The organism is Streptomyces sp. NBC_01717 (assembly GCF_036248255.1).
Classification (GTDB): Bacteria; Actinomycetota; Actinomycetes; order Streptomycetales; family Streptomycetaceae; genus Streptomyces.
This window is the reverse complement of record NZ_CP109178.1, coordinates 3,798,104-3,823,077: the sequence shown is the minus strand read 5'-3', so window position 1 is coordinate 3,823,077 and position 24,974 is coordinate 3,798,104. Positions and strand designations below refer to the sequence as shown.

20 protein-coding genes and 1 pseudogene are annotated in these 24,974 nt (G+C 70.2%); 7 read left to right on the top strand and 14 right to left on the bottom strand.

Features of this window, described 5'->3' with window-relative positions; all coding sequences use genetic code 11:
- Positions 1 to 31: 31 nt before the first annotated feature.
- Positions 32 to 3,289 carry a tetratricopeptide repeat protein gene (locus OHB49_RS17090; protein ID WP_329161284.1) on the bottom strand — a complete coding sequence of 1,086 codons (3,258 nt, stop codon included), beginning with the start codon at positions 3,287 to 3,289 and terminating at the stop codon, positions 32 to 34.
- 354 nt (positions 3,290 to 3,643) lie between these two features.
- Here OHB49_RS17090 and OHB49_RS17085 point away from each other — a divergent pair, with 354 nt between their 5' ends.
- Together OHB49_RS17085 and OHB49_RS17080 are read left to right on the top strand one after the other, a co-directional pair.
- Positions 3,644 to 5,302: a recombinase family protein gene (locus tag OHB49_RS17085; RefSeq protein ID WP_329161283.1), complete on the top strand. Its 1,659-nt coding sequence runs from the start codon at positions 3,644 to 3,646 to the stop codon at positions 5,300 to 5,302.
- 237 nt (positions 5,303 to 5,539) lie between these two features.
- Positions 5,540 to 7,567, top strand: a complete 2,028-nt coding sequence (locus tag OHB49_RS17080; RefSeq protein WP_329161281.1) for a thioredoxin domain-containing protein — start codon at positions 5,540 to 5,542, stop codon at positions 7,565 to 7,567.
- 48 nt (positions 7,568 to 7,615) lie between these two features.
- Here OHB49_RS17080 and OHB49_RS17075 read toward each other — a convergent pair whose 3' ends face one another.
- Both OHB49_RS17075 and trhA read right to left on the bottom strand, forming a co-directional pair.
- The gene (locus OHB49_RS17075) at positions 7,616 to 8,248 is read right to left on the bottom strand and encodes a TetR/AcrR family transcriptional regulator (protein WP_329161280.1); all 633 of its coding nucleotides are present in this window, start codon (positions 8,246 to 8,248) and stop codon (positions 7,616 to 7,618) included.
- A gap of 131 nt (positions 8,249 to 8,379) precedes the next feature.
- The gene (trhA, locus tag OHB49_RS17070; protein WP_313938899.1) at positions 8,380 to 9,105 is read right to left on the bottom strand and encodes a PAQR family membrane homeostasis protein TrhA; all 726 of its coding nucleotides are present in this window, start codon (positions 9,103 to 9,105) and stop codon (positions 8,380 to 8,382) included.
- Positions 9,106 to 9,301: 196 nt separating this feature from the next.
- On the opposite strand from trhA, the gene OHB49_RS17065 reads away from it, so the two are divergent.
- A complete protein-coding gene (locus tag OHB49_RS17065; protein WP_030969240.1) occupies positions 9,302 to 11,128 on the top strand; it encodes a phosphoenolpyruvate carboxykinase (GTP) in 1,827 nt (608 codons plus the stop codon).
- Positions 11,129 to 11,385: 257 nt separating this feature from the next.
- Here the strand turns inward: OHB49_RS17065 and OHB49_RS17060 are convergent, their stop codons facing one another.
- From OHB49_RS17060 to OHB49_RS17035, 6 genes are all read right to left on the bottom strand, one after another.
- The gene (locus OHB49_RS17060; RefSeq protein ID WP_329166511.1) at positions 11,386 to 11,976 is read right to left on the bottom strand and encodes a hypothetical protein; all 591 of its coding nucleotides are present in this window, start codon (positions 11,974 to 11,976) and stop codon (positions 11,386 to 11,388) included.
- Positions 11,977 to 11,992: 16 nt separating this feature from the next.
- Positions 11,993 to 13,609: a substrate-binding and vWA domain-containing protein gene (locus tag OHB49_RS17055; protein ID WP_329161277.1), complete on the bottom strand. Its 1,617-nt coding sequence runs from the start codon at positions 13,607 to 13,609 to the stop codon at positions 11,993 to 11,995.
- Positions 13,606 to 14,823, bottom strand: a complete 1,218-nt coding sequence (locus OHB49_RS17050; RefSeq protein ID WP_392751863.1) for a toxic anion resistance protein — start codon at positions 14,821 to 14,823, stop codon at positions 13,606 to 13,608. Before OHB49_RS17050 ends, OHB49_RS17055 begins: the two co-directional genes overlap by 4 nt.
- Positions 14,823 to 15,926, bottom strand: coding sequence for a substrate-binding domain-containing protein (locus OHB49_RS17045; protein WP_329161273.1), 1,104 nt, complete (start codon positions 15,924 to 15,926; stop codon positions 14,823 to 14,825). Before OHB49_RS17045 ends, OHB49_RS17050 begins: the two co-directional genes overlap by 1 nt.
- 121 nt (positions 15,927 to 16,047) lie before the next feature.
- Complete coding sequence (locus tag OHB49_RS17040; RefSeq protein ID WP_329161271.1) at positions 16,048 to 16,494, bottom strand: SCO4983 family protein; 447 nt, start codon at positions 16,492 to 16,494, stop codon at positions 16,048 to 16,050.
- An 88-nt stretch (positions 16,495 to 16,582) separates the two neighbouring features.
- Positions 16,583 to 17,794, bottom strand: coding sequence for a pyridoxal phosphate-dependent aminotransferase (locus tag OHB49_RS17035; protein WP_030969252.1), 1,212 nt, complete (start codon positions 17,792 to 17,794; stop codon positions 16,583 to 16,585).
- 248 nt (positions 17,795 to 18,042) lie between these two features.
- Here OHB49_RS17035 and OHB49_RS17030 point away from each other — a divergent pair, with 248 nt between their 5' ends.
- A complete protein-coding gene (locus OHB49_RS17030) occupies positions 18,043 to 18,408 on the top strand; it encodes a type II toxin-antitoxin system RelE/ParE family toxin (protein WP_329161269.1) in 366 nt (121 codons plus the stop codon).
- Positions 18,408 to 18,716, top strand: a complete 309-nt coding sequence (locus OHB49_RS17025) for a helix-turn-helix domain-containing protein (RefSeq protein ID WP_329161267.1) — start codon at positions 18,408 to 18,410, stop codon at positions 18,714 to 18,716. The genes OHB49_RS17030 and OHB49_RS17025 overlap by 1 nt, the downstream gene beginning before the upstream one ends.
- A 111-nt stretch (positions 18,717 to 18,827) precedes the next feature.
- Here the strand turns inward: OHB49_RS17025 and OHB49_RS17020 are convergent, their stop codons facing one another.
- Positions 18,828 to 19,661 (bottom strand): arylamine N-acetyltransferase family protein, encoded by an 834-nt coding sequence (locus OHB49_RS17020; protein WP_329161266.1) that lies wholly within the window; start codon positions 19,659 to 19,661, stop codon positions 18,828 to 18,830.
- Positions 19,662 to 19,763: 102 nt separating this feature from the next.
- Positions 19,764 to 20,129, bottom strand: coding sequence for an iron chaperone (locus OHB49_RS17015; protein ID WP_329161264.1), 366 nt, complete (start codon positions 20,127 to 20,129; stop codon positions 19,764 to 19,766).
- 160 nt (positions 20,130 to 20,289) lie between these two features.
- Here OHB49_RS17015 and OHB49_RS17010 point away from each other — a divergent pair, with 160 nt between their 5' ends.
- A complete protein-coding gene (locus tag OHB49_RS17010) occupies positions 20,290 to 21,159 on the top strand; it encodes a S1 family peptidase (RefSeq protein ID WP_030969260.1) in 870 nt (289 codons plus the stop codon).
- A gap of 37 nt (positions 21,160 to 21,196) precedes the next feature.
- Here OHB49_RS17010 and OHB49_RS17005 read toward each other — a convergent pair whose 3' ends face one another.
- The gene (locus tag OHB49_RS17005) at positions 21,197 to 21,727 is read right to left on the bottom strand and encodes a TetR/AcrR family transcriptional regulator C-terminal domain-containing protein (protein WP_443079531.1); all 531 of its coding nucleotides are present in this window, start codon (positions 21,725 to 21,727) and stop codon (positions 21,197 to 21,199) included.
- Here OHB49_RS17005 and OHB49_RS17000 point away from each other — a divergent pair.
- Positions 21,617 to 21,847: pseudogene (locus tag OHB49_RS17000) on the top strand (SIP domain-containing protein); the annotation flags it as partial. The gene OHB49_RS17005 and the pseudogene OHB49_RS17000 overlap by 111 nt on opposite strands.
- A gap of 54 nt (positions 21,848 to 21,901) precedes the next feature.
- Here the strand turns inward: OHB49_RS17000 and OHB49_RS16995 are convergent.
- Positions 21,902 to 23,515 carry an N-acyl-D-amino-acid deacylase family protein gene (locus tag OHB49_RS16995; protein ID WP_329161263.1) on the bottom strand — a complete coding sequence of 538 codons (1,614 nt, stop codon included), beginning with the start codon at positions 23,513 to 23,515 and terminating at the stop codon, positions 21,902 to 21,904.
- Between the two features lie 103 nt (positions 23,516 to 23,618).
- Positions 23,619 to 24,923, bottom strand: coding sequence for an alanine racemase (locus tag OHB49_RS16990; RefSeq protein ID WP_329161262.1), 1,305 nt, complete (start codon positions 24,921 to 24,923; stop codon positions 23,619 to 23,621).
- Between the last annotated feature and the right edge of the window lie 51 nt (positions 24,924 to 24,974).

Sequence of the window (24,974 nt, the reverse complement as noted above, 5' to 3'; positions counted from 1 at the left end):
CGAGTGCCCGGCAAGAGGCCTCGGCCCCGCCCTACGGCCTCGCCCCCACCGGTACGCCCATGATTTCGCGGGCGTGGCGGGTCGGGGTCATGCCCAGGCGCCAGGCCTGCCAGCCGTCCTCCAGGTCGACCCCGCGGTTCAGGACCACCGTGAACGCCTCCGCGCAGTCCTCCAGCTTGTTGTCGCGGGTCGGATGGCCGGCCCCGAGCAGGTCGGCGAGTTCCTGCTGGGCCACCACCGTGCCCACCTCCGTGCCGCCCGCCGACGCGTACGGCAGCAGTGTGCAGCGCAGGAAGCGGGCCCAGTCGGCGCCCCGCGTGTCGCCGTACGAGTCGAACAGCTGCGCCGCCTCGTCGCACAGGGCCAGCGCCTGCGGGGCGCGGTTGTTGCCCGCGTCGATCAGGACCAGCTCCAGACACGTCCACGCCTCGCCGTGGGCGACACCGATCCGCCGGAAGTCGGCCCGGGCGTCGACCAGGAGCTGCCGGGCGAAGCCGGAGTTGCGCAGATTGCCGGTCTGGGCGGCCCGCTGGTCGCGGGTGACCCGGCCCGAGTGGTGCCGGGCACACGCCAGCCCGTACACGTCCCGCATCCGGGAGAACATCGTGCGCGCCCGCTCCAGCTCCCGTACCGCCTGATCGGTGTCACCGGTCTCCTCCAGGGCCTGCCCCAGGTAGTACAGCGTCCACGCCTCACCGCGCGCGTCCTCGCTGTCCCGGTGCAGGGACAACGCCCGGCGCAGCTCGTCGACCGCCGGGGCCGCCTCGCCGTCGAGCAGCCGGGCGCGCGCCAGCTGGGTCAGCGCCCAGGCCTCGCCGCGCTCGTCACGGGTGCGGCCGTACAGATCCAGCGCCGTGCGCAGCGCCTCGTCGGCCCCCGCCACATCGCCCATCCGCAGCAAGGTCTGGCCCAGCTGGAACCGCGCCCACGCCTCGCCGTGCAGCGACTCGCCCTCCCGGTGCAGGATCAGCGCCGTGTCGAGGAGGGCCAGCGCCTCGGCGATACGACCACGGTCACGCTCCACGGCGGCCAGCGCATGCAGCGACCACGCCCGGTCCGTGGCCTGCCCGTCCGAGGACTGCAGCCCGATCGCCTCGCGCAATCGCACCACCGCCTCGGTCAGATTGCCCTGGTGGTGCAAGGTGATGCCGAGCGAGCACAGCGCCAGCGCCGTACCCGCCTTGTTCTGCGCCTCACGGTAGAGGCCGACGACCGAGGACAGGGTGGTACGCGCCTTGTCCAGCTCACCGAGCTGCCGGGCCGCGATACCCGTACGCCACTGGACCGACCGCTCGAGCAGCCCCTTGTCGACGGCCTGCGTCAACTCGCTGATCTCGCCCAGCCGGTAGAGGTCGCCGCGCAGCAGGCAGTAGTCGCACAGCGCGCCCAGCAGATCCAGCACGGCCCCCTGGTCGACACCCTCCGCGTGCCGCAGCGCGGAGGTGATGAAGCTCGACTCGTCGTCCAGCCAGCGCAGCGCCGCGTCCAGCGAGGCGAAGCCGTGCGAGCCGAACTGCCCCGCCCGGGTCGACATCTTGCCGTCCACCATCCGGATCACCGCACCGGCGAGCTCCGCATAGTTGTGGATCAGCCGCTCCTGCGCGGCCGTACGCTCCGCCGCCTCCTCCTCGTCGAGCAGCCGGGCCAGGGCGAAGCCCCGCACCAGATCGTGCAGCCGGTAGCGCGAGCCCCGCACATGATCGAGGAGCCCGGCCCGGCACAGGACCGTCAGCAGCCGCTGCGCCTCCTGCTCCTCGGCGGACAGCAGCGCCGCGGCCGCCGCCGCGCCCAGGCTGGCGCGCCCGGCCAGCGCGAGCCGGCGCAGCAGCCGCCGCGCCTGCTCGGACTGGTCGGTGTAGCGCAGCCACAGGGTCCGCTCGACAGGGGCGACCGGACCGTATCCGGCGAGATCGGCGGCCAGCGAGCTGCGGGTACGCGCCCCGAGCGAGGAGCCCGCGACGCGCAGCGCCAGTGGCAGGCCGCCGCACAGCTCGATGATGGTGTCGGTCGACTGGGAGTCGTACGGCCCCAGCTCCTGCTCCTCGGCCGACGCGCCCAGCAGCTCCTCCGCGCCCGCCGCGTCCAGAGGCCCCACCGGCAGCTGATGCACCCAGGCCGGGATGTCGGCGGGCAGGTCCAGGGGCGCACGGGCGGTGACGAGGACCAGGCTGTCGGAGCGCTCGGGGATGAGCATGCGGACCTGCGCCGGGTCGCCGGCGTCGTCGAGGACGACCGTCACCGGCGTACCGGTCAGATGCTGGTGGTACAGCTCGCCGAGCCGTCGCACCTGCTGCTCCGCCGAGGACCCTCCCCAGGCCTTCGACCCCGCGCGACCGGGGGAGCCCCCCTCCCGGAACAGCAGCTGCTCGCGGGGCGCGCCCAGGCGGTTCAGCAGATGCAGCAGTGCGTCACGGGTCGGCAGCGGGTTCTCGCCGGTGACGTCGGAGCGCAGATCCACCACGCAGGCGCCCCGGAACTGGTCCTTCAGTTCGTGTGCCGCCCGCACGGCGAGGGTGGTGCGGCCCGACCCGGGCTCGCCGTGCAGCACGACGACGGTCGGCTTCGTCTCCGTCGAGGCCCGGGCCGCGTGCACCCACCGGGCGATCTGCGCCAGCTCGGCCCGGCGGCCCGCGAACGGCCCGTCGGGGGCGGGCAGATGACTGAAGGACTGGCCGAGCAGCGACCGGGTGCGCGCCGCCGCACTGCGATCCCCGCCGCGCAGCTGAGGCACGACCGTGGCGGCCTTCTTCTTCGGCGCACGGGACGACGCGGTCAGCATCCGCTGCTGGTCCAGGAACGGGCGTATGCCCCGTACCTCCAGCGCCGCCAGCCACTGCAGCCGCAGCTGCTCGGGACCGCCGGGCTGACCCAGCGCGCCCGCCTTCCGGTGGGCGGCGGGCCAGTGCGAGGCGGTCACCTTGGCGACGGTGGCCGCGGCGCCCGCGACGGCGACGACGGCGCCCGCGCCGAGCGCCGGCCCGGCCGCGGTGCCGAGCGCGACATCCGCGCCGAACGCCGCAACCGCGGCAACTCCCGTCACCAGAAGCGGGGTTCCCATCGTCGCCTTGCTGAGTCGCTGCGACAGGGGCTGCTGTCCGGCCTCCATCGCGTCGAGTGCCTGGACATACGCGGTGTACTCCTCGCCCGCGTCGGCCACCAGGGAATCGAGGGCGGCCCGCCCGCGCGCCAGCAGCCCCGCGGCGTCGGTCCGGCCGCCGGATCGGCGTACCTCTTCCTCCACGGCGCGTACCAACAGCCGTTCGGCTTCAGCCCGGTGGCTGTCCCGCATGTTCGTCCCCCTCCGAGAGCTTCGGTTCGGAACAAGTGTCCTGTGTGGGGCGGCTGAGCGCGAGAGCCAGCCGGGCAAGTGGTGTCACCCGAGCGGCCGTTGTGCTCACCTGACGAGTCCGGACGGCTGGTGGGGTGGAGCTTCTTGCTGAGCCCCGAACAGTGGCGGGCCGATGGCCATCTCCCTGAGCGCTGGCGATGAGCTCTTCTGCTTCGGTACGTACTTACCGCCCGAGCCGCACCACGGGGACCGACCGGTCCACGGTGAACCATGGTTGTACCGCACTCTTAGGAATATGCAGTCAAATGGTCCATTACTTCCATACCCTTTCCTTTGAGAGTGGAGGGGATTGAAATGCGCGAGGATCACGCGACGCTGGTGGGGTTGGGGCTTGGTCCGGAGCAATTGGAAGCTCTGGGGCTGGACAGGCCCGCGACGGCGGAACCGTCCGGGCTCATGGACGTCTACCTGCGATGCAGTAACAAGAAGGAGGACCTGGCCACGCTGCGAGGGCACTTGCGCGACGTGGTGCGTTGGGCGCAGACGAACGGTGTCCAGATCCGGCACGTCTGGTTCGAGCAGCTCTCGGCGTCCAAGTCCTACGTTCGGCGACGGGAGTTCGAGAAGGCCACACAAGCAATCATGGACGGGAAGTCCAAGACGCTCGGTGTATGGAAAACGGACCGCTTCGACCGGCGCGGCATGGGCGCGGTCGGTCGGATGCTCGATGAGTTCGACCGCCGGCAATCGCGGCTCGTGTCCGTTTCGGAGAGGCTGGACTCATCTCAGGGAGGCCGTATGGTCTTCGCCATCCTGAGTGAGCACGCCAGGGAGGAAGCGAAGGACATGGCGAAGCGCGTCAAGATCGGCCATGACTCCCGCAAGGCGGAGGGCCGACGAGGAACGGGCAGGCCACCGTTCGGTCTCTACGGTGCCCCCGGAAGCGGAAAGGTCGAACCCCACCCTGGCGAGTACGGCGCGGCCCGGCGGTTGGCGGACTTGTTGCTCGACAACAAGACGACGAGAGACACGGCCCACAAGCTCAATGAGGAGGGATACCGGACCCGGAGCGGCGCCACGTGGTCGCCCACGGCAGTGAGCAAGCTCGCTCAGTCCCCGCTCTTCGCGGGCATGGTCCCGGTTCGGCTGCGCAGGACGGACGAGCACGGTAACCCCTTGGGTAGTTGGGAGGGGTACGGCGAGCCGATGCGTGACGAGAGGGGCGAGATCGTCATGTGTGGCACGGGGGTTGTCACCCCAGCCGAATGGTTCAGGATCAAGGTGCTCATCGCTGAGCGAACCGATGAGCGCTGGGCAAAGAGCAAGCCGGAGGCGAAATACCTCGGGACGGGGAGCTACCGGTGCGGTCGGATGCGGGACAAGAGGGGCACGGGAGAATTGGAACTGTGTGGTGGCCTGATGAGCCATCGTGGAGGGCGCTACCGGTGCGGAGTCCGGCAGACGCGCGGCAAGTCCATCTGCGAAGGGCTCGTAACCCTCGCCGACCGCATCGATCGAGCGGTGGGGCAAGCGTGGATCAGTCACATCACGGCGCTGGAACCCGATGACCCGGTGGTCGTTGAAATAGCCCGTCGGTGGCTCGCCTTCGCGGACCCCGAAAGACAGGTGAAGAAGGAAGAGGTGCAGAAGGCCCTCGAAGCTGCGCAGAAGCGCGTGAAGAAGCTCGAAGAGGACTTCTACGTGTACGGGAAGATGCATGAAGAGCGCTTCGAGGAACTCAGCGAGGGACAGCGCGCCGTCATCGAGAGCACGACCGCGACCCTTGAAGCGTTGGACGCGGAAGCCGACCTCTCGCCCCGCATGCAGGTCGAAACTATGCGTGAGGCATGGGAGGCGGCGGGCATGGCGGACAAACGGATGCTTCTGAAGTGCGCCCTCGGGAAGAAGGGCATCACGGTCAAGCCCGCTGCCCGGCAGGGGGACCACACCCCGATTCTGGAGCGGCTTGAGTTCGACTGGCTCTCCAGGAAGGACGTCACCGCCGGGGCATGAACCTGACTGTGAGGTCGGACCTTCGAACTCCGTCTTCTCCCCTTCTTCCCACCGGGCCAGGCCCACGCCATCCACCGAGTAATTTGGTCGCCCGGTCACCATCGCGGTTTGTGCGGTCCTCCATCAGCCCGGTTTCCCCTGCTCGGCACATGCGCGATTCGCATCCACCGATGCTGTCCGCTGCCGTTCCCTCGTGGCATGTGGGCGCGGCTTCGCCGCGTGCGCAAGGATTGGGGCATGGCCAACCGACTTGCGCACGCGACGTCCCCGTACCTCCTTCAGCACGCGGACAATCCCGTTGAATGGTGGCAATGGGAGCCCGCCGCTTTCGAGCAAGCTCGTCGGCGCGACGTGCCGGTTTTCCTGAGCGTGGGATACAGCGCGTGTCATTGGTGTCATGTACTCGCTCACGAGAGCTTCGAGGACGAAGCGACGGCGGCCTACATGAACGAGCACTTCGTCAACGTCAAGGTGGACCGCGAGGAGCGTCCGGACGTCGATGCCGTCTATATGGAGGCGGTGCAGGCGGCGACCGGGCAGGGCGGTTGGCCCATGTCCGTCTTCATGACCCCGAGCGGGGAGCCGTTCTACTTCGGTACGTACTTCCCACCCGAGCCTCGGCACGGGATGCCGTCCTTCCGGCAGGTGCTCGAAGGTGTCAACAGCGCCTGGACGAGCCGACGCGGCGAGGTGGGGGAGGTCGCGGAGCGCATCACCGGCGATCTGGCGGGGCGGCAGCTGGATCACGGAGGGGACGGGCTTCCCGGTGAAGGCGAGCTTGCTCAAGCGCTGCTGACGATCAGCCGGGATTATGACCCGGCGAGCGGGTGGCTCGGTGGCCGTGACACCAAGTTCCCACCGAGCATGGTGATCGAGTTCCTGCTGCGGCACCACGTCCGGACGGAGTCCGGGGGGGCGCTGGAGATGGCCGAGGGCATCTGCGAAGCCATGTCGCGCTCGAGCCTCTTCGACCAGTTGGGCGGGGGCTTCCACCGGTACGTGCTCCGGCAGCGTCCAGATGGTGCATTGGTGCCGCACTTCGAAAAGATGCTGTACGACAACGCGCTGCTCTGCCGGGTGTACGCCCATCTGTGGCGGGCTACGGGGTCCGAGCTGGCCCGCCGGGTCGCGCTGGAGACCGCCGACTTCATGGTGCGGGAACTGCGTACCGCGGAGGGCGGGTTCGCCTCCGCGCTCGACGCGGACAGCGAGGACAGCGGCGGCAAGCACGTCGAGGGCGCGTACTACGTGTGGACGCCCGCCCAGCTGCGCGAGGTGCTGGGTGAGGAGGACGCCGCGTTCGGCTCCGAGTACTTCGGGGTGACGGAGGAGGGCACCTTCGAGGAGGGCGCCTCCGTGCTGCAACTGCCGCGCACCGAGGTGGCGGTGGATGCGGACCGGGCGGCCGATGTGCGGGCCCGGCTGCTCGCGGCCCGCGAGGAGCGGGCGCATCCCGGACGGGACGACAAGGTGGTGGCGGCCTGGAACGGTCTGGCGATCGCCGCGCTCGCCGAGACCGGCGCGTACTTCGACCGTCCTGATCTGATCGAGCGCGCCACCGAGGCGGCCGACCTGCTGGTCCGGGTCCATATGGGTGATGTCGCCCGGCTGGCCCGGACGTCCAAGGACGGCCGGACGGGAGACAACGCCGGGGTGCTGGAGGACTACGGCGATGTCGCGGAGGGTTTCCTCGCGCTGGCCGCCGTCACCGGCGAGGGTGTCTGGCTGGAGTTCGCCGGCTTCCTGCTCGACATCGTGCTCCAGCACTTCACCGGCGAGGGCGGGCAGCTGTACGACACGGCGGACGACGCGGAACAGCTGATCCGCCGCCCGCAGGACCCCACCGACAGTGCGACTCCGGCGGGCTGGACGGCGGCGGCCGGGGCGCTGCTCTCCTACGCGGCACACACCGGCTCGGAGGCCCATCGCACCGCCGCGGAGGGTGCGCTGGGTGTGGTGAAGGCGCTCGGGCCGCGGGTGCCGCGGTTCATCGGGTGGGGACTCGCGGTCGCGGAGGCGCTGCTCGACGGTCCGCGCGAAGTGGCGGTCACCGGTCCGGTCGGCGGCGAACTGCACCGCACGGCGCTGCTGGGGCGGGCGCCGGGCGCGGTGGTCGCAGCGGGTGCGACGGGCGGTACGGAGTTTCCGCTGCTGATGGACCGGCCGATGGTGGACGGAGCGCCGACGGCGTACGTCTGCCGGCACTTCGTGTGCGATGCGCCGACGACGGATGCGCAGGAGCTGGCGCGGAAGCTCGGGGGGTGACCGGGGGCTGCCGGGCTCGGTCACGCGAGCGCGACCACGCCGGAGGCGTCAGAGCGTCAGGCCGCCCTCGAGCGTGTCCAGGGCCTGGTTGACCATCGTGATCAGGTCACCTTCCTGACCGTGCTCGCCCCAGTACAGCGTCACCTCGCGCAGTGCCCCCAGCACCGCCGTGACGAACACCCGGACCTCGAGGTCGTCGGCGCTGCGGCCGCTGCGGTCGGCGAGTACCCGGGCCAGTACCTTTGCCGTGTCCGACATGGTCCCCGACATCCGCGCGCGGATCGCGGGGACCTCCACCATCAGCCGGGTGCGCCGGCGAAGTTCCTCCTCCTCGGTGGCGAGGAGCGCCGACAGCGTCTCCGTCACGACGAATCGCAGTGACTGCAGCGGCGGTTCGTCCGCGGGGCGGTTGCGTATCGCCGCTTCCATGAGGGGGTCGTACTCGTCGGTGAGGACGATGTCCTCCTTGGTCGCGAAGTACCGGAAGACGGTGCTCGGTGACACCTCGGCCGCTTCCGCGATCTGCTCGATCGTGGTCGCGTCGTACCCCTGTTCGGTGATCAGCTGGTACGTCGAGCGCCGGATCGCCATCCTGGTCTTGAGCTTCTTCCGTTCGCGCAGCCCCGGCCGGGGCTGCGCCTCGGCGGAGGTGGGCGGCGAGGTACGGGGGGTGGCGGCCATGATCGCCATTGTCGGGCATCGGCGGGCGCCGGGGCCAGGTCGGCGTCCACCGGTCCGTGCCGGAGCGGTGGCATGCGAAGTGGCCGCGGCTTTCGGGCCGCGGCCACTGAGGGGTGCACGGGGGAGGGCGCTCAGCTGTGGTTGTACGCCACCAGCGAGATGCCGACGTAGTGCACGACGAACGCCGCCAGGGTCAGCGAGTGGAAGACCTCGTGGAAGCCGAACCATCGGGGTGACGGGTTGGGCCGTTTGATGCCGTAGATGACGCCGCCGGCGCTGTAGAGCAGCCCGCCGACGATCACCAGGACGAGCACCGCGATCCCGCCGGTGCGCATGAAGTCGGGCAGGAAGAAGACCGCTGCCCACCCCATCGCTATGTAGCAGGGTGTGTAGAGCCAGCGGGGGGCGCCGACCCAGAACACCCGGAAGGCGATGCCGGCCACGGCCGCCGCCCAGACCGCCCACAGCAGTGGCCGCCCGGTCGACTCCGGGAGCAGCAGCAGGGTCAGTGGGGTGTAGGTGCCCGCGATGATGAGGAAGATGTTGGCGTGGTCGAGCCGGCGCAGCACCGCCTCGCCGCGCGGTCCCCACGTGCCGCGGTGGTAGACCGCGCTCACTCCGAAGAGCAGGCATGCGGTCACGATGTAGATGCCGCAGGCGATCCGGCCGCGGGTGCTGTCCGTGAGTGCGATCAGCACGATTCCCGCGATCAGTACCGCGGGGAACATTCCGGCGTGCAGCCAGCCGCGCAGGTGTGGCTTCACCGGGAACGGCAGCGCCACCTCGGCCGGGTCGAGCCCGGCTGGTTCGACCTCGGGTTCGGCCTCGGCTGGTTCGGGCGCGGCGGCAGCAGTCATGTCCGCATGCTACCTACGCCTCCGTAAGTTGCGAACATGAGTGGTGATGCTCACGTGGGCGGCCCCCTGGACATATGGGCGAATCGGTCGGATGATCAAATGAGTGCGGTCGGCACCGGATGAGCGGCTACGAAGCATCCGGGTCGCGGCCCCCACGGGGCACCTACCAAAAAGACACCCTCAACAAGGAGCGATCGTGGCGCGCGACATCGCGGCTCCCCTCACTGTTCCCACCCGTCACCAGGAGCTCGTCACCTGGGTGAATGAGATCGCAGCCATCACCCAGCCGGACCGTGTGGTCTGGTGTGACGGCTCCGAGGCCGAGTACGAGCGCCTGTGCGGGGAACTCGTTGCAAACGGCACGTTCACCAAGCTCGACGAGACGAAGCGGCCGAACTCGTACTACGCCGCCTCCGACCCGAGCGATGTGGCCCGTGTCGAGGACCGCACCTTCATCTGCTCCGAGAAGGAGGAGGACGCGGGCCCGACGAACCACTGGAAGGCCCCCGCCGAGATGCGGGAGATCTTCACGGGTGAGCAGGGTGTCTTCCGCGGTTCCATGCGCGGTCGCACGATGTACGTCGTCCCGTTCTGCATGGGCCCCGTCGGCTCCCCGTTGTCCGCGATCGGCGTCGAGATCACCGACTCCGCGTACGTCGCCGTCTCCATGCGCACCATGACCCGCATGGGCCAGGTCGTTCTCGACGAGCTCGGCACCGACGGCTTCTTCGTCAAGGCCGTCCACACGCTGGGCGCACCCCTGGAGGAGGGCCAGCAGGACGTTCCGTGGCCGTGCAACTCCACCAAGTACATCTCGCACTTCCCCGAGGACCGCGAGATCTGGTCGTACGGCTCCGGCTACGGCGGCAACGCCCTGCTCGGCAAGAAGTGCTACGCGCTCCGCATCGCCTCGGTGATGGCCCGCGACGAGGGCTGGCTCGCCGAGCACATGCTGATCCTGAAGCTCACGCCGCCGCGGGGTGAGTCGAAGTACGTGGCCGCGGCGTTCCCGAGCGCCTGCGGCAAGACCAACCTCGCCATGCTGGAGCCCACGATCTCCGGCTGGACCGTCGAGACCATCGGCGACGACATCGCCTGGATGCGGTTCGGCGAGGACGGCCGCCTCTACGCGATCAACCCTGAGGCCGGTTTCTTCGGCGTCGCGCCCGGCACCGGCGAGCACACCAACGCCAACGCCATGAAGACCATGTGGGGCAACTCCGTCTTCACGAACGTCGCGCTCACCGACGACGGTGACGTGTGGTGGGAGGGCATGACCGAGACGGCCCCCGCCCACCTCACGGACTGGAAGGGCAACGACTGGACGCCCGCGTCCGAGACGCCCGCCGCACACCCCAACGCCCGCTTCACGGTGCCGGCCGGGCAGTGCCCGATCATCGCGCCGGAGTGGGAGGACCCGAAGGGTGTGCCGATCTCGGCCATCCTCTTCGGCGGCCGCCGCGCCTCGGCCGTACCGCTGGTCACCGAGTCCTTCGACTGGCAGCACGGTGTCTTCCTCGGTGCCAACGTGGCCTCCGAGAAGACCGCCGCCGCCGAGGGCAAGGTCGGCGAGCTGCGCCGCGACCCGTTCGCCATGCTGCCGTTCTGCGGCTACAACATGGGCGACTACATGAACCACTGGATCAAGGTCGGCGCCGACAAGAGCGACCAGTCCAAGCTGCCGAAGATCTACTACGTGAACTGGTTCCGCAAGAACGACGCGGGCAAGTTCGTGTGGCCGGGCTTCGGTGAGAACAGCCGCGTCCTGAAGTGGATCGTCGAGCGCCTGGAGGGCAAGGCCGAGGGCGTCGAGACACCGATCGGCATCCTGCCCGCCAAGGGCTCGCTGGACACCAACGGCCTGGACCTCTCCGAGTCCGAGCTGGACTTCCTGCTCACGGTCGACAAGGAGGTCTGGCGCGAGGAGGCGGCGCTGGTCCCCGAGCACCTCAACACCTTCGGTGACCACACGCCGAAGGAGCTGTGGGACGAGTACCGCGCGCTGGTCCAGCGTCTGGGCTGACGCCCGCCGGGGGCGCACTCCCGAGGTGCGCCCCCATGCACACTCCGCGGCCGGGTCTCCCGACATCCACCCTGACCTGTGGTTCAACGGCCCGACGCGGTACGGCCCCCGGAACCCGCTCACGGTTCCGGGGGCCGCCCTTTCAAGGAACGTCCGCACAACGCCGCAGGTCCATGCACGAGACCTTCACATTGCTCCGCCATTCCTTCACACGGCTTCCGGTGGGGACGTCCGGAGGCCGGCCGGGCCTGTGGGGGTCAGTTCGCCCGGCCCCGGTCCTCCAGATACCGCGTGTGCGTCTGCTGCCGGCGTGCCTCGGCCTCCCGCAGCCCCGCGGCCAGCGACTCCGCCTCCCGGTGCAGCAGCGACAGCTGCTGTTCGAGCGGGCGCTCGGGCGGCTCGGTGCCCGGCGTCAGCCGCGTCCACCAGCGGGTCCGCAGATACGTGTCGACGGATTCCGGGATGTCCTGGTGCACGGCGCGGGACAGGGCGTGGATGGCTTCCGGGTCGGTGGCGAGGGCCTCGGAGACCCAGCCGGGTGCGAGCAGCCCTTCCAGCAGCTCGGTCAGCTCGACGAGCCGCCCGGAGGCGGCGGGCGGCAGCTCCACTTCGGCCAGATACTCCCGCAGGGTCGCGAAGTCGGCCCGCACCGTCTCCAGCTGCGACGACGGATCGGGGAAGTCAGGGGCGGGCGGCCGCTCGGGCGGGGCGATCAGTGCGCCGGCGCCGTACAGCCCGGCGATCACCACCGGCCAGTACGCACCCGCCAGTCCCGTGAAGGTGAGGGCGAGCCCGGCGATCCCGCACGCACTCCCGGTGAGGTTCTTGCGTGACTCGACGTACGCCATGACCCGGCCCGACGCTCTACTGGTAGCCACGGATCTCCTCAAATGCCCCGTCCAGGGAGCCCGGCCCCTGGTCCTTGGTCGCGTCGAAGAGCCGGCCGCCGGTCAGGGTGGCGATCGCATCCAGTTCCGCACGGTCCGAGTCGCCGAAGACGACCGGGAAGACGGGGGTGGCGCGACGCGCCGCCGGGAGTGAGCGGTAGAAGGCGGCGAAGTCGTCGGCCGAGTCGCCCGTCGTGTTCTCGCCGTCCGTCATCAGGACGATCGAGGTGAACGCGGACTCGGTGTCGGAACCCAGCCGGTCGTAGGCCGACTCCAGACTCGAGAAGATCGCGGTCTCGCCGCTCGCGGTCAGGGCGGCGGTGTCCGCCTTGATCGCCGCGAGGCCGGCCCGCGGGTCGGCGGGATCGACCGTATGCGTGCGTGCCCGCTTCACCGACGATCCGAACGGCAGCAGTGTGACCTCCTCCCGCTCCCGGAAGTCCCCGGTCAGCCCGGTCAGCGCCGCCTTGAGCTTCCGTAGCCGCTCGCCCTGCATCGACCCGGACGTGTCCAGCACGTACACGGTGCGCGAGGGCCGCCGGAGCTTGTTCTCGTAACTGTCGAGCAGTCCGTCCGCGACGGATCGCGAGCCGGGGAACGGGAGTTCCCGACGGGCCTCGGTGGCCAGCGGCGCCGCCGGCCGTACGGAGGCGACGACCGGGCGGCGGAACGTCTCCCGGGTCAGCTGCCGCTGCACGGCGGGGGAGCGGAGGTACGAGGTCAGGGCGCGGACCGCGTCCTTGGCGTCGGGCGAGGCGGCGGAGAGCAGGCTCAGCGGGTAGTCGGCCGTCACCACACCGTCGCGCGGCCGGATCACGGTGAGCCCGGTGTGACTGTCCCGGTTGAGGGAGAGCAGCACGGACTCGTAGTTGATCAGCGCGTCGACCGTGCCGCGCCGGGTGTACGCGGTGGCCAGCCAGCCGGACGAACCCGAGGTCAGCCGCTGCCCGCCGAAGAACTCCTTCAGCTTCCCGCCGGCCTTGCGGACATCGGCGTCGGTCAGCGCGGACTGGGCGCCGGACAGCGCCGAGGCGACCGAAACCAGTGCGGAGAAGCCGGAGTTGGAGCGAGCCGGATCCGTCATGCCGTACGTCAGCCGCCCGTCGGCGACCGCCTGGTGCACCTGTGTCCAGGTGACGTCCGACGGGTCCCAGCCGAGTCGTTTCACCACCGACGGCTTGACGCCGAGGGCGACCGGCGACGTCATCAGCGGGGTCTCGGAAGTGATCCGCTTCGCCGCGTCCGGATGGAGCCGCAGATAGTCGTCGGACGACAGCCACACCGCGTCGTACGCCCCGTCCGCCTTCCCGGACCCGAGCTGTTCGACGGCGTCGAGCGTCCCGGTCCAGGTGGGCCGCACGGTGATTCCGGTCGCCTTCCGCGCCTGCTCCAACAAAGGCTTCATATCGGCGAGTTCGCTGGATGCGAGCACTCGAAGTGTCCCGGCCCGAGGCGCGCCGTCCTCCTTCTTCCCGGGCGGCGCGGGACCGTCCGACGCCGAACACGCCGCCAGGGGTACGAGCACCGCGGCGGCCAGCAGCGACGCGAATGTGCGCGACACCCGGCGCCGCAGCCTTCGCAGCCGGCCCGTCATCCGAGACCACCGCCCTCGAGGGCGCCCGCGGACCGGCTGCGCTCCAAGTGGCTGCTCGCCTGCTGGAGTTCGGCCGTCAGTGACTCGACGGTCGCCGCCATGGACTCGGTCGCCTGCACCTTGTACGTGTCGATCGCGTCCAGCGTCCGGTAGATCTGCTGGAACGCCGTCCGCAACGTCTCCGCACCCACTGCAGGGTCGGCGGCGATCCGCTGGATCTCACCGCTCTGCGTGGCGAGCATCTCCGCATTGCCGCGGATCAGATCCTCCGTCGTGGAGCGCAGCACCTGCACCTGTTCGCTCACCTTGCGCTGGCTCTCCAGCGCCGATGCCAGCATCACGGCGATCCGCAGTGCGGAGACCGTCGTGGTCGCGGCCCGGTCGACGCCCCTGATCAGTTCCTCGTTGTTGCGGCGTACGACGTCCATCGCCAGATAGCCCTGCGCGCAGACCGCGAGCTGGGTCAGCAGATCCTGGTGCTTCTGCCGTACGGGGAACAGCACATCGGCGCGCAGGGCGTCCGCCTGCACGGGGTCGGCGGCCTCCGTCGCCCGGATGCGCTGCTCGACGGCGCCGTCCAGGGCCTCGGTGAGGACCACGTACTCCTGGAGCTTGCCCATCGTCTCCCAGAGCCGGGTGCGCTCGGTGTGCAGAGCGGCGTTGTCGCGGCGCAGTTCGTCCTGGCCGCCGCGGAGCGAGCCGACGATCCTGTTGAGGGTGGACTGTGCGGAGGCGTACTTCGCGACGTGGTCGCGCAGCCTGTTGCCGCCGGGAAGTTTCGCCAGCAGCCGGCGGGCGCCGCGGCCGGGGGTGTCGCGCGGATCCAGGTCCTCGACGGTGCGGCGCAGTTCGACGAGCGAGGCACCGACCCTCGACTGCGCGTCCCCGTCCCCCGACCCGGCGGAGAGCTCGCGGACCGTACGGTCCAGCATCCGGTTGGACTGCTGGGCGGCGCTGCGGATGTCGCCCTGCCCGAGGGCGGCGATCTCCCCGATCCTGTTGGTGAACTCGGGCGAGCGGGCGTCGAGTCCGGCGAGGCTGCCGACGTACTCGGTGGCACGTCGCGTCATCTCCGTGCGCACCGAGTCGTCGACCGGGACGAGACCGGCGGCCTGCTCGGTACGGACGGGGGCGACGGGCTCGGGCGGGGTGAGGACGAGCGGCTGCGGCTCGGCTTCGGTCATGGGTGAGGTCTCCCGGGAAGCGTGTGTCATCAGCCGCGGGTCCGGCGGGCCATCGCGCGCAGCACCGTGGCGGTGGGCACGGGCGCCTGGCGGATCCCGGTCAGCTGTTGGTCGATGTAGTCGGTGTGACCGGCGGTCGAGGCGGTGAACTCGGCCGCCGCGCCCTGGGGGCGGAAACCGTGCCGTACGGCGAGCTCGCGCAGGCGCCGGTCGGTGGAGAGCAGTTCGCCGAACTGCCGTCCCGAGTCGGTCAGCGGTACGAGGGTGTGGTCGCTGGAGACGGTGGTGTCCGGATAGAGGACGACCAGGTCCCCGAGATCCTGTTTCTGCAGCAGCAGCGAGGCGACCTGCGACTCGTACACCAGGACCAGCGGATTGCCGACTCCGCTGATGAAGTCCCGGAACGGCGCGTCGCTGCTGGTCTGCTGCGCCCCCTGCACCTGGATGAGCTTCTTCAACAGCGGCGCGGTGCGGTCGATGGCGGCCTCGTCGGCGGCGACCCGGCCGCCGTCGGCGACGTACGAGGCGGCGGCGAGGTAGAGGGCGCCGGAGTTGGACGCCACGGGGTCGGTACTCGTGATGAACACCGTGCCGGTCAACTCGGCGTGTTTTCCAGCACCCTTGAGCTGCTGCCAGGTCCGGTCCGCCTTCGCGGCCTTCAGATACGGGACCATGAGCAGCTTTCCGCTGGACTTGCCGCTCAGTGTCGCCAGCCCGTTGTCCGCCAGCACCTGTGCGGCGCCGCGGTGGGCGACGACGACGAGCGGCGAGTAGAAGGGCCGGATCGGTCCGCCCTTGACGGAGGACTTGCGTTGCAGCTCGTCGGCGGGCGCCTTCGAGCCGGGGAAGGCGAAGTCGTAGTCCTTCAGAGGAAGTTGGTCCATGGCCCAGGACCCGGACGTCTCCGCCTTCACGGTGAACCCCTTGGCAGCGAGGGCCTTCACCACTTCGGGATCGGCGAAGAACTCCGCCTTCTCCGACCCGATCACGCCACGCACGGTCTTCGTTGCCGTGCTCGTGTCCTTGCTGTCGCGGCCTGCTACGACGGCTACTGCCACTCCGCCGATCAGCAGCACCGCCAGGACGATTCCTACGATGCGTCTCACACAGGCAGCGTGCTCGCGGAAACCCACATTCCGGACGGAGTTGGGTGGACGGAAGGTGAAGTGCGCATCCCAGTACGCAACGGGAGCGGCCGATGGCAGATGTGTGGCACCCGGTCCACGCGCCTCCGCGGCCCGTGGACCGGGGCCGTCAGAGGGCGCCGACCAGCCGTACGGGGGCGGGGGCGGGCGCGGTGGTGCCGGGTGCGGCGGCGGGCGGCGGGGTGGTCGCGGCGGCCATCGCCGCCGTGTGCGCGTCCATCCGCTCGGCCGAGAGGATCGCGGCCGCGGTGTCGGCGCGGGATGCGGCCACCACCAGCGCGCGGCCCGCGAGGGCGTGCGCGCGGCGGTGGAGCGTGTCCGGTGCGGCGTCGGTCAGGCCGGCGTGCCGGGCGGGAGGTGCGCCGCGCAGCCGGGCGACCTGCTCGGCGATGCGGTCGCCCGCCTCGACGAGGCCGAGCTCGTCGGTGACCGCGAGGAGTGCGGCCAGGTGTCCGGCCAGCTGGATGTCCAGCTCCTCCTCGCGGGAGCGGTGCGGGAACTCATCGGCGTGGTCGGCCGGTGTGTGGACCGATTTGGTGCGGATCGGTTCGTACATGGATGGCCTCCTGGTGTTGCTTGGAACCATCCTAGCTTGGAATCAGTCTAAAGTTATCCGCGATCCGATATATGGGCCGCCGCCGCGGTCAGGGCTGGCTGTATCCGTCCAGGAAGTTCCCGATCCGCTGGACGGCATCCGTCAGATCCTCGGTCGAGGGCAGCGTCACGATGCGGAAGTGATCGGGCTCCGGCCAGTTGAACCCCGTACCCTGCACGACCATGATCTTCTCGGCCCGCAGCAGGTCGAGGACCATCTGCCGGTCGTCCTTGATCTTGTGGACCTTGGGGTCGAGCCGTGGGAAGAGATACAGCGCCCCCTTCGGCTTCACGCAGGTGACCCCGGGGATCTGTGTCAGCAGGTCGTACGCGACGTCCCGCTGTTCCAGGATCCTGCCGCCCGGCAGCACCAGGTCGTTGATCGACTGCCGCCCGCCGAGCGCTGTGGCCACCGCGTGCTGCGACGGCATGTTGGCGCAGAGCCGCATGTTGGCGAGGATGGTCAGCCCCTCGATGTACGAGGAGGCGTGCGCCTTCGGGCCGCAGACCGCCAGCCACCCCGACCGGTATCCGGCGACCCGGTAGTTCTTGGAGAGCCCGTTGAACGTCAGCACCATCAGATCGGGCGCGATGGCCGCGGTCGGGGTGTGGGTGGCTCCGTCGTACAGGATCCGGTCGTAGATCTCGTCGGAGCAGACGACCAGGTTGTGGCGCCGGGCGATCTCCGTCAGCCCGCGCAGCATCTCGTCGTCGTAGACCGCACCCGTCGGGTTGTTCGGGTTGATGATCACGATCGCCTTGGTGCGGTCGGTGATCTTCCGCTCGATGTCGGCGAGGTCCGGCATCCAGTCGGCCTGCTCGTCGCACCGGTAGTGCACCGCCGTACCGCCGGCCAGCGACACCGAGGCGGTCCACAGCGGATAGTCCGGAGCGGGTACGAGTACCTCGTCGCCGTCGTCGAGCAGCGCCTGCATCGACATCTGGATCAGCTCGGAGACGCCGTTGCCCAGGTAGATGTCCTCGACGCCGAGGTCGATCCCCTTGGTCTGGTAGTGCTGCATCACCGCGCGGCGCGCCGACAGCAGGCCCTTCGCGTCGCCGTAGCCGTGCGCCCCGGCGAGGTTGCGCAGGATGTCTTCGAGAATCTCGGGCGGGCACTCGAACCCGAACGCGGCAGGGTTGCCGGTGTTCAGCTTGAGGATGCGGTGACCGGCCGTTTCCAGCCGCATGGCCTCCTCGAGCACGGGGCCCCGGATTTCGTAACAGACATTGGCGAGCTTCGTGGACTGGATGACCTGCATGTCAGCGAGCTTACGGCGGTGTTTCACCGGCTGCGCGGGGATTCCCCGCAGGTTGACCCACCCGGGTAGCGCCGCCCGCCAGCCGCGTCTTCCATCGCCATGTGCGCCCCGCCCCGGACAGTGCGAACCCCGGGCGGGAGCGGGGGCCGGGCTTGGAATAGGGGTGTGACGGGCCGGACCGGTGAGATACGCCACGTGAGGGAGGCGGAGGCGGTGACCGAGACCCCCGGCGTCGAGTTGATCATCGTGTGAACGAGCCGTACGACGTCGAGATCGAGCCCGAGGTACGGGCGTGGCTGGAAGCCCTCGGCGACCACGATTTCAAAAGAGTGGACGAGGTGGCCGGGATGCTCGCGGAGTTCGGTCCTGAGCTGGGAGGCCCCTGGGCCGACCACCTTGAGGGTCCGGTGTGGGAACTGCGACTTCGTCTCCGTGACGTGGCGCCTCGAGTTACCTATTGGATCACTCCGACTCGGACCGTCGTGCTGCTGACTGTGTTCCGGAAGAGCAGGCAGCATGAGCAGGGCCAGATCGATCGGGCCGTGCGAGCCCAGAAAGTCTGTGCAAGCGCGCATCATGGATCGGTGACCGAGACCTATGAGAGGAAGGCGTGATGGCAGGGCAGCACAATCGCTGGATTCCTACGGGCGCCGAGACGGAAGACCCGGAACGGATCGCCATTCGCGAGGCTCTTGCCTTCGGTAAGGCCCTTTACGACCGGCGCACCGCGCTCGGGTTGACCGCAGCCGACCTGGCCGCGCGTTGTGGCATGGACGAGGATGGCATCGAGTGCATCGAAGAGGGCGGGACGGCGCCGACCGTTGAACTGCTCAGGCGCCTCGCGGCCGCTCTCGACGCGGATGTACGTCTCACCCCTGGCCATGACCTGGGATCGCTCTGGTTCGAAGCGCACGCGGCCTGACCGAGGGGTGTGCCCGCGGATGGCCTCGCCTCGAAGCGGTCGGCACGGCCCGCCGGGAGGGCGGGCGGCGGGCCGGATGAGCCGCAGCCCTCGGCCCGCTGCCCGGCGCGTTCACTCCGGCAGCCGGGTGCCCTCCGGGAGGCGGATGCCGAAGTCGGCCGCGAGGACCCGCAGCACCTCGTCGCCGTCCGCCAGCTCACGCTCCTTGCGGGTGCCGTCCGGCGCGGTCTCCACGAGCCTGCGGCCCACCAGTGCGAGATGGGCTTCCGGGGTGGTGCGCTGGACGTACAGCAGGTGCTGGAACGGGGAGCGCGGGTTGGTCGCGATGTGCCAGTTGATGACCTCGTAGTCCGGCGCCTCGAACGGCTCCAGCGTGAACGCGTACTGGTCCTCCCACTCCCCGTCCGGGGTGTGCGTCTGCAGTTTCCACAGCTCCAGTGGGCCGTCGTGCGGTGCGTGGACGAGCCGGTGACGACGCGGGGCGTCGTGCAGCTCCGCGTCCGCCACCAGCGGGATCGGCTCCAGCAGCGAACTGCCCGCACCGAAGCCGACGTCGGCGAGATGCGGGGTCGGCTCACCCGGCACCTCGGCCCGCATGAGCATGTGGGTGCGGGGCCGTACCTCCCCGGGCGCGGCGCCCAGCAGCACGCGGGCGCAGAGCAGTGTGATCTTGAAGCCCAGCGCGGTCAGGGCGGCGGCGAGCAGGGTGTTCTGCTCGTAGCAGTACCCGCCACGCTCACCGCGTACGAGCTTCGCCTCCAGGTCTGCGAGCGTGAGCGAGGGCGCGCTGCCGAGTACGGGGTCCAGGTTCTCGAACGGGATGCCCAGCGCATGGGCGCGGTGCACGGAGCGCAGCACCTCCACGGTGGGGAGCCGCTCGCCGGTCCAGCCGATACGGGCGAGGTACGCGTCGAGGTCGAGCGCGGACTCGTGGTCGGTCGTCATGGATCGACCGTACGCAATCGGTACGGCGGGACGTCTCCGGCCGTGAGGTGATCCGGCTGGTGCGGGGGCTTCACGGACTCCCGCCAGAGCCCGGGAGCTTCCTCAGCAGACCGTGCCCGGTCCGGCCGCCGTGGCCCGCAACAGGTCGCGCACCAGGTCGAAGTCGATGTTCTCCGGCTTCCGGAAGCGCAGGCACGCCTTGCCCATGTCGCATCCGGCCAGCCGCTCCGCGAAGGCCTCTCGGACGTCGGAGCGCAGCAAGTAGAAGGAGATGTAGTTCTTCTGGCCGGCGAAGGCGACCTCGCCGACGCCGTTGCGCTCGTAGGCGGGCATCCCGTACGCCATCACCTCGGCGAACCCGTTCAGTTCCTGACGGCACATCTGCCGCAGCCTGCCCAGGGCCTCCCGGCGGTCCTGCGGGATCTCGGCCAGGTATCCGTCGACATCTTCCGCCTTGCTCTGCACCATGCGACGACCCTAAGGGCCGTCCCGTGATCCACCAGGGATCCACGGGACAAGTCCTTAGGCCGAAAACAGGCTCTTGCTCCGCACGGGTATGCCCTTAACAATGCGCATGACAAAGCCGAAGGAACCCTTCGGTCATAGAGGTCACAGAGGGGACCCCCACATGAACAAGCCTCTCGTCGGCGCACTCTTCGCTGTTCTGCTCCTCGGAGCGGGAACGGCCCCCGCTGTCGCGGCCACGAGCCACGACGCGGCCGCGCCCACGGCCAAGGTGGCCGCGCCGCAGGCGGTCAAGGCCAAAGCCGTCAACTTCGCCGGGACCGTCGCGCTCAGCAACTGTTCCGGCTCCGTCGTCCGGACCGCCGCTTCACTGCCGTCCGACCCGGCCCTCGTACTCTCCAACGGGCACTGCATGGAGACCGGCTTCCCGGGCCCGGGTGAGGTCGTCATGAACCGGTCGTCCACCCGCAGCTTCACCCTGCTGAACTCCGCCGGCACCGGCGTCGGCACCCTGCGCGCCAGCAAGATCGCGTACGGGACGATGACCGACACCGACATCTCGCTGTACCAACTCACCCGTACCTACGCGCAGATCGAGAGCACCTACGGCATCAAGGCGCTGGAGCTCAACGCCGCGCATCCGGTCCAGGGCACCGCGATCACGGTCGTCTCCGGCTACTGGAAGCGTACGTACAGCTGCAATGTCGACGGCTTCGTCTACCGCCTCAAGGAGGGCGAGTGGACCTGGAAGGACTCGGTCCGCTACACCTCCGCCTGCCAGACCATCGGCGGCACGTCCGGCTCCCCGGTGATCGACAACGCGACCGGCAAGGTCGTCGCCGTCAACAACACCGGTAACGAGGACGGGCAGCAGTGCACGGACAACAACCCGTGCGAGGTCGACGAGAGCGGCAATGTGACGGTCCGCCAGGGCATCAACTACGCCCAGGAGACCTATGGCATCGTGCCGTGCATCGGCACCGCCAGCAGGATCGACCTCAACCGGGCCGGGTGCACCCTGCCCAAGCCGTAGTCGGTGAGGTGCGCCGTGGGACCCGGACCCCCGGGCCTCACGGCGCAGCCGCGCGTCGTACCGCCGCCTCGATCCCGTCCAGCAGCACGCCGAGCCCGACGGTGAACGTCTCCCGGGCCTGGCGCTCCAGGTAGGGGACCGGGTCGTCGGCGGGCGGTGGCTCGGGGGCGCTCTCGCTCTCCAGCCGGCCGACGTCCGGGAAGCGGTCGGCGAAGTCGGGTGCCACCTCGCCGAGCAGCGCCGACCGGGCGGACCACCACTCCTCGTCGGACTGGCCCGTCACGGCCGCGGCCTGCCGGGACTCGGAGACCGTCTGCGCCGAGCCCCGTACGAAGTGGAAGAGCGTGCCGATCAGCCGCCGCAGGACGTGCGCGTCGAGCCCGGTTCCGTACAGCAGGCGTACGAGGGTGTTGAGACCGGCGTACTCGTGCGGGCCCAGTACCGGGCGGGCGGCCCGGGGCGGACTCTGGTCGACGCGGTCCGGGTGGCGGAGCTGCCCGGTGAGGCGGCGGTGGGGGCCGCGTGGCTGGCAGGGGAGTCGGGGGCGGTACGGGCGCTGCGCCGCCACCTGGTCGAGGAGCGCGGGCCGGCCCGGCCGACGGTGGAGTTCAGTGGCTACTGGCGGCGCGCGCTGACCCAGGACGACGCCCCGACCGACGAGGACCTGGCCTGGGCGAAGGAGCGGGCGGAAGGGTTCGGAGCACCGTCAGCCGCATGCCGGCGGCGGCGCCGGCGGGGGAGGCTACGGCGTCGACCGGACCGCCCGCCCCGCCAGGACGGAAGTCCGCCTGCCGTCCTCGATGACGAAGCGGCCGTCGATCAGGACGTGCGGGATGCCCACCGGCAACGTGCGCGGCTCCTCGAACGTCGAGCCCGCCGCCACCGTCTCCGGGTCGAAGAGGACGAGGTCGGCGCGGTAGCCCTCGCGGACGTACCCCCGGTCGGGCAGACGCAGCCGGGCTGCGGGGCGCGAGGTGAGGTGGGCGACGCACTCCTCCAGCGGGAGGATGCCCAACTCCCGTGCGTACCGGCCGAGATACTGCGGGAATGTGCCGTACGCCCGCGGGTGCGGCTTGTCGCCCTGGAGGATGCCGTCGCTGCCGCCCGTGTGGACGCGGTGCCGCATGATCTGCCGGACGTTCTCCTCGTGGCCCACGTGCTGGAGGATCGTCGTGCCGAGCCGGTCGTCGACGAGCAGGCGGCGGGCGGTGACCCAGGGCTCCTCGCCGCGCAGCCGCGCGGACTCGGCGACCGTACGGCCGACATGTCCGGCGAGCTCCGGCACGCTGACACCGGAGATCTCGATCGTGTCCCACTCGATCGGCACCCCGTGACAGCCGTCCGAACCGAGCACCTCCATGTGGTGCCGGATCCGCTCCGCCGTCCCGTCGTCCGCGAGGCGCGTGAGGACCGACTCGGGTCCGCCCTCGCTCGCCCAGCTCGGCAGCATCGCGACGAGCGTCGTGGAGCCGGGGGTGTAGGGGTAGGTGTCGAGGGAGATGTCGGCGCCCGCGGCGATGGCCCGGTCCAGGAGGTCGATCAGCTCGGGGGCCCTGCCCTTGTTCACGCCGAAGTTCATGGTGGCGTGGGCGAGATGGAGGGGGCAGCCGGCGTCACGGGTGAGCTGCACCATCTCCTCGTACGCGGCGAGTGCACCCGCGCCGTACGAGCGGTGGTGCGGGCAGTAGTAGCCGCCGTGCTCCGCCACGACCCGGCACAGTTCGGTGAGTTCGGCGTCCTTGGCGTACATGCCCGGGGTGTAGGTGAGGCCGGACGACATGCCGACCGCGCCCTCCGTCATGCCCTGGGCCACGAGTTCCTTCATCCGGGTCAGCTCGGCGTCGGTGGCCGGGCGGTCGTCCCAGCCGACCGCGTACATCCGGACCGTGCCCTGCGGGATGAGGTATGCGGCGTTGACCGCGATGCCCTGGCCGCCGAAGTTGCGGTCGAGGCGGTCCAGGTATTCGCCGACCGTGCGCCAGTCGAAGTCGACGTCCGAACCGTCGCCGTTCCAGCCGGTGATCGCCTTCCGTACCTCGGTGAGGGTGCGGTCGTCGACCGGGGCGTACGACAGGCCGTCCTGGCCGAGGACTTCCAGGGTGACGCCCTGGGCGGCCTTCGCGCTGTGCTCCGGATCGCGGAGAAGGGCCAGGTCGCTGTGGGCGTGCATGTCGATGAAACCTGGGGAGAGGGCGAGGCCGGCGGCGTCGAGGGTGCGGGTGGCGGTGGGGCGGGGTCCCGGGGCGCCCTCGGGGTGGATCTCGGCGATCCGGCCTTCGGCGATTCCGACATCGGCCCGGTAGGTGGGAGCGCCGGTGCCGTCGATGACGCCGGCGTTGCGGATGACGAGGTCCATGGGTGTGCAGCCTTTCGGTGACGGTGTCGCTTCCCCCACCCCACCCCGCCCCTTCGCCCGGTTTCGGGAAGGGGCGGAGTGGTGGGAGTCGGCCCCGCAAGGATCAGAAGAACGTGCGGATGTAGTCCGTGACCGTGCCGTCCGCCTCGACCAGCGGAATCAGCTGCCACTTGTCGAACGATGTGCACGGATGCGAAAGCCCCATCCCCACCCAGTCGCCGACCTCGAGCTCCGCCCCCGCCTCGGTCCGCACCCACGTGTGCTGGTCCGACAGCCCCGTGACCGTGACCCCCGTCGCCGCCCGCACCGAACCGTCGCGCCCGGACCGGATCACCTGCGCCTCCGGGAGGTCGAGGTCGTACGCCGCGTCCCGCTTCCCCGCGTTGAGGAACGCCTGCTCGGCGGAGGGGCGCGACAGGACCTGCGCCCAGAGCCGGAAGGCCGGCTGCAGCGTTCCCTCCTCGGACACCCGGTTGAACGGCGTGAGCCGCCGGTAGTGACCGTCGTCGTGCGAGACGTACGCACCTGAGCGCAGCAACTTCACCACCGGTGCGGAGAGTTCGGGGATCTCCGTGAAGACCTCGGCCACCGCGTCGAACCACGCGCTGCCGCCCGCGCTGACCAGAACCGCGTCCGCACCGGAGAACCGGCCCGCCTTGTCGAAGTCCGCGGCCAGCGCGACGAGCCGGCGCAGCCATTCCCGTACGCGCTCCGGTGACGCGTCCGGCACCTCGCCCTCGTAGCCGGCGACGCCCACCAGCCGCAGGGTCCCCGTCGAAGCCACCGCGTCGGCGACCGCCGCGCAGTCGGCCTCGGTGCGCGCACCGGTGCGGGCACCCTCGCCCGCGCCCAGCTCCACCACGACATCCACCGGACGGGAGGTGCCCGCGGCGCGCAGGGCCTCGTCCATCAGCTCGACACCGCGCACCGAGTCCACGTAACAGACGAAGCGGAACTCCGGGTCATCCGCCAGCTCACCGGCCAGCCAGCGCAGCGCCACCGGGTCGACGAGCTCGTTGGCGAGGAAGATCCGCTGGATGCCGTACGCCCGGTAGACCCGCGCCTGGTGCGGAACGGCCGCGGTGATGCCCCACGCGCCGCGCTTCAGCTGGTCGGCGAAGAGCTGCGGGGACATGGAGGTCTTGCCGTGCGGGGCGAACGCGAGGCCGTGGCGTTCCGCGTACGTCTCCAGGAGGGCGAGGTTGTGCTCGACCGACTCGGCGGACAGGGCGAGGACCGGGGTGGTGAAGCCGCCGGTGAAGAGGTTGCGGCGTTCGGCGGCCAGGGCGCCGACGGTCAGGCCGTCCGCGTCGGGCGGGAGTGCCTTGAAGCGGTGGTCGACCCGTTCGTCGGAAAGTCCGGCGAGTTCGGCGAGTCCAGCCGGGGTGACCGGGTGGTCGGCGGCCAAGGGAGCCTCCTCAAGAAGTAATCGTTGCAACATATGCAACAGTCATTGCGC

Excerpts from the sequence above, each read along its gene's own strand:
- OHB49_RS17090 (WP_329161284.1), bottom strand. The coding sequence starts at position 3,289 with ATGCGGGACAGCCACCGGGCTGAAGCCGAACGGCTGTTGGTACGCGCC.
- OHB49_RS17085 (WP_329161283.1), top strand. The coding sequence starts at position 3,644 with ATGCGCGAGGATCACGCGACGCTGGTGGGGTTGGGGCTTGGTCCGGAG.
- OHB49_RS17080 (WP_329161281.1), top strand. The coding sequence starts at position 5,540 with ATGGCCAACCGACTTGCGCACGCGACGTCCCCGTACCTCCTTCAGCAC.
- OHB49_RS17075 (WP_329161280.1), bottom strand. The coding sequence starts at position 8,248 with ATGGCCGCCACCCCCCGTACCTCGCCGCCCACCTCCGCCGAGGCGCAG.
- trhA (WP_313938899.1), bottom strand. The coding sequence starts at position 9,105 with ATGACTGCTGCCGCCGCGCCCGAACCAGCCGAGGCCGAACCCGAGGTC.
- OHB49_RS17060 (WP_329166511.1), bottom strand. The coding sequence starts at position 11,976 with ATGGCGTACGTCGAGTCACGCAAGAACCTCACCGGGAGTGCGTGCGGG.
- OHB49_RS17055 (WP_329161277.1), bottom strand. The coding sequence starts at position 13,609 with ATGACGGGCCGGCTGCGAAGGCTGCGGCGCCGGGTGTCGCGCACATTC.
- OHB49_RS17050 (WP_392751863.1), bottom strand. The coding sequence starts at position 14,823 with ATGACACACGCTTCCCGGGAGACCTCACCCATGACCGAAGCCGAGCCG.
- OHB49_RS17040 (WP_329161271.1), bottom strand. The coding sequence starts at position 16,494 with ATGTACGAACCGATCCGCACCAAATCGGTCCACACACCGGCCGACCAC.
- OHB49_RS17035 (WP_030969252.1), bottom strand. The coding sequence starts at position 17,794 with ATGCAGGTCATCCAGTCCACGAAGCTCGCCAATGTCTGTTACGAAATC.
- OHB49_RS17025 (WP_329161267.1), top strand. The coding sequence starts at position 18,408 with ATGGCAGGGCAGCACAATCGCTGGATTCCTACGGGCGCCGAGACGGAA.
- OHB49_RS17020 (WP_329161266.1), bottom strand. The coding sequence starts at position 19,661 with ATGACGACCGACCACGAGTCCGCGCTCGACCTCGACGCGTACCTCGCC.
- OHB49_RS17015 (WP_329161264.1), bottom strand. The coding sequence starts at position 20,129 with ATGGTGCAGAGCAAGGCGGAAGATGTCGACGGATACCTGGCCGAGATC.
- OHB49_RS17010 (WP_030969260.1), top strand. The coding sequence starts at position 20,290 with ATGAACAAGCCTCTCGTCGGCGCACTCTTCGCTGTTCTGCTCCTCGGA.
- OHB49_RS16995 (WP_329161263.1), bottom strand. The coding sequence starts at position 23,515 with ATGGACCTCGTCATCCGCAACGCCGGCGTCATCGACGGCACCGGCGCT.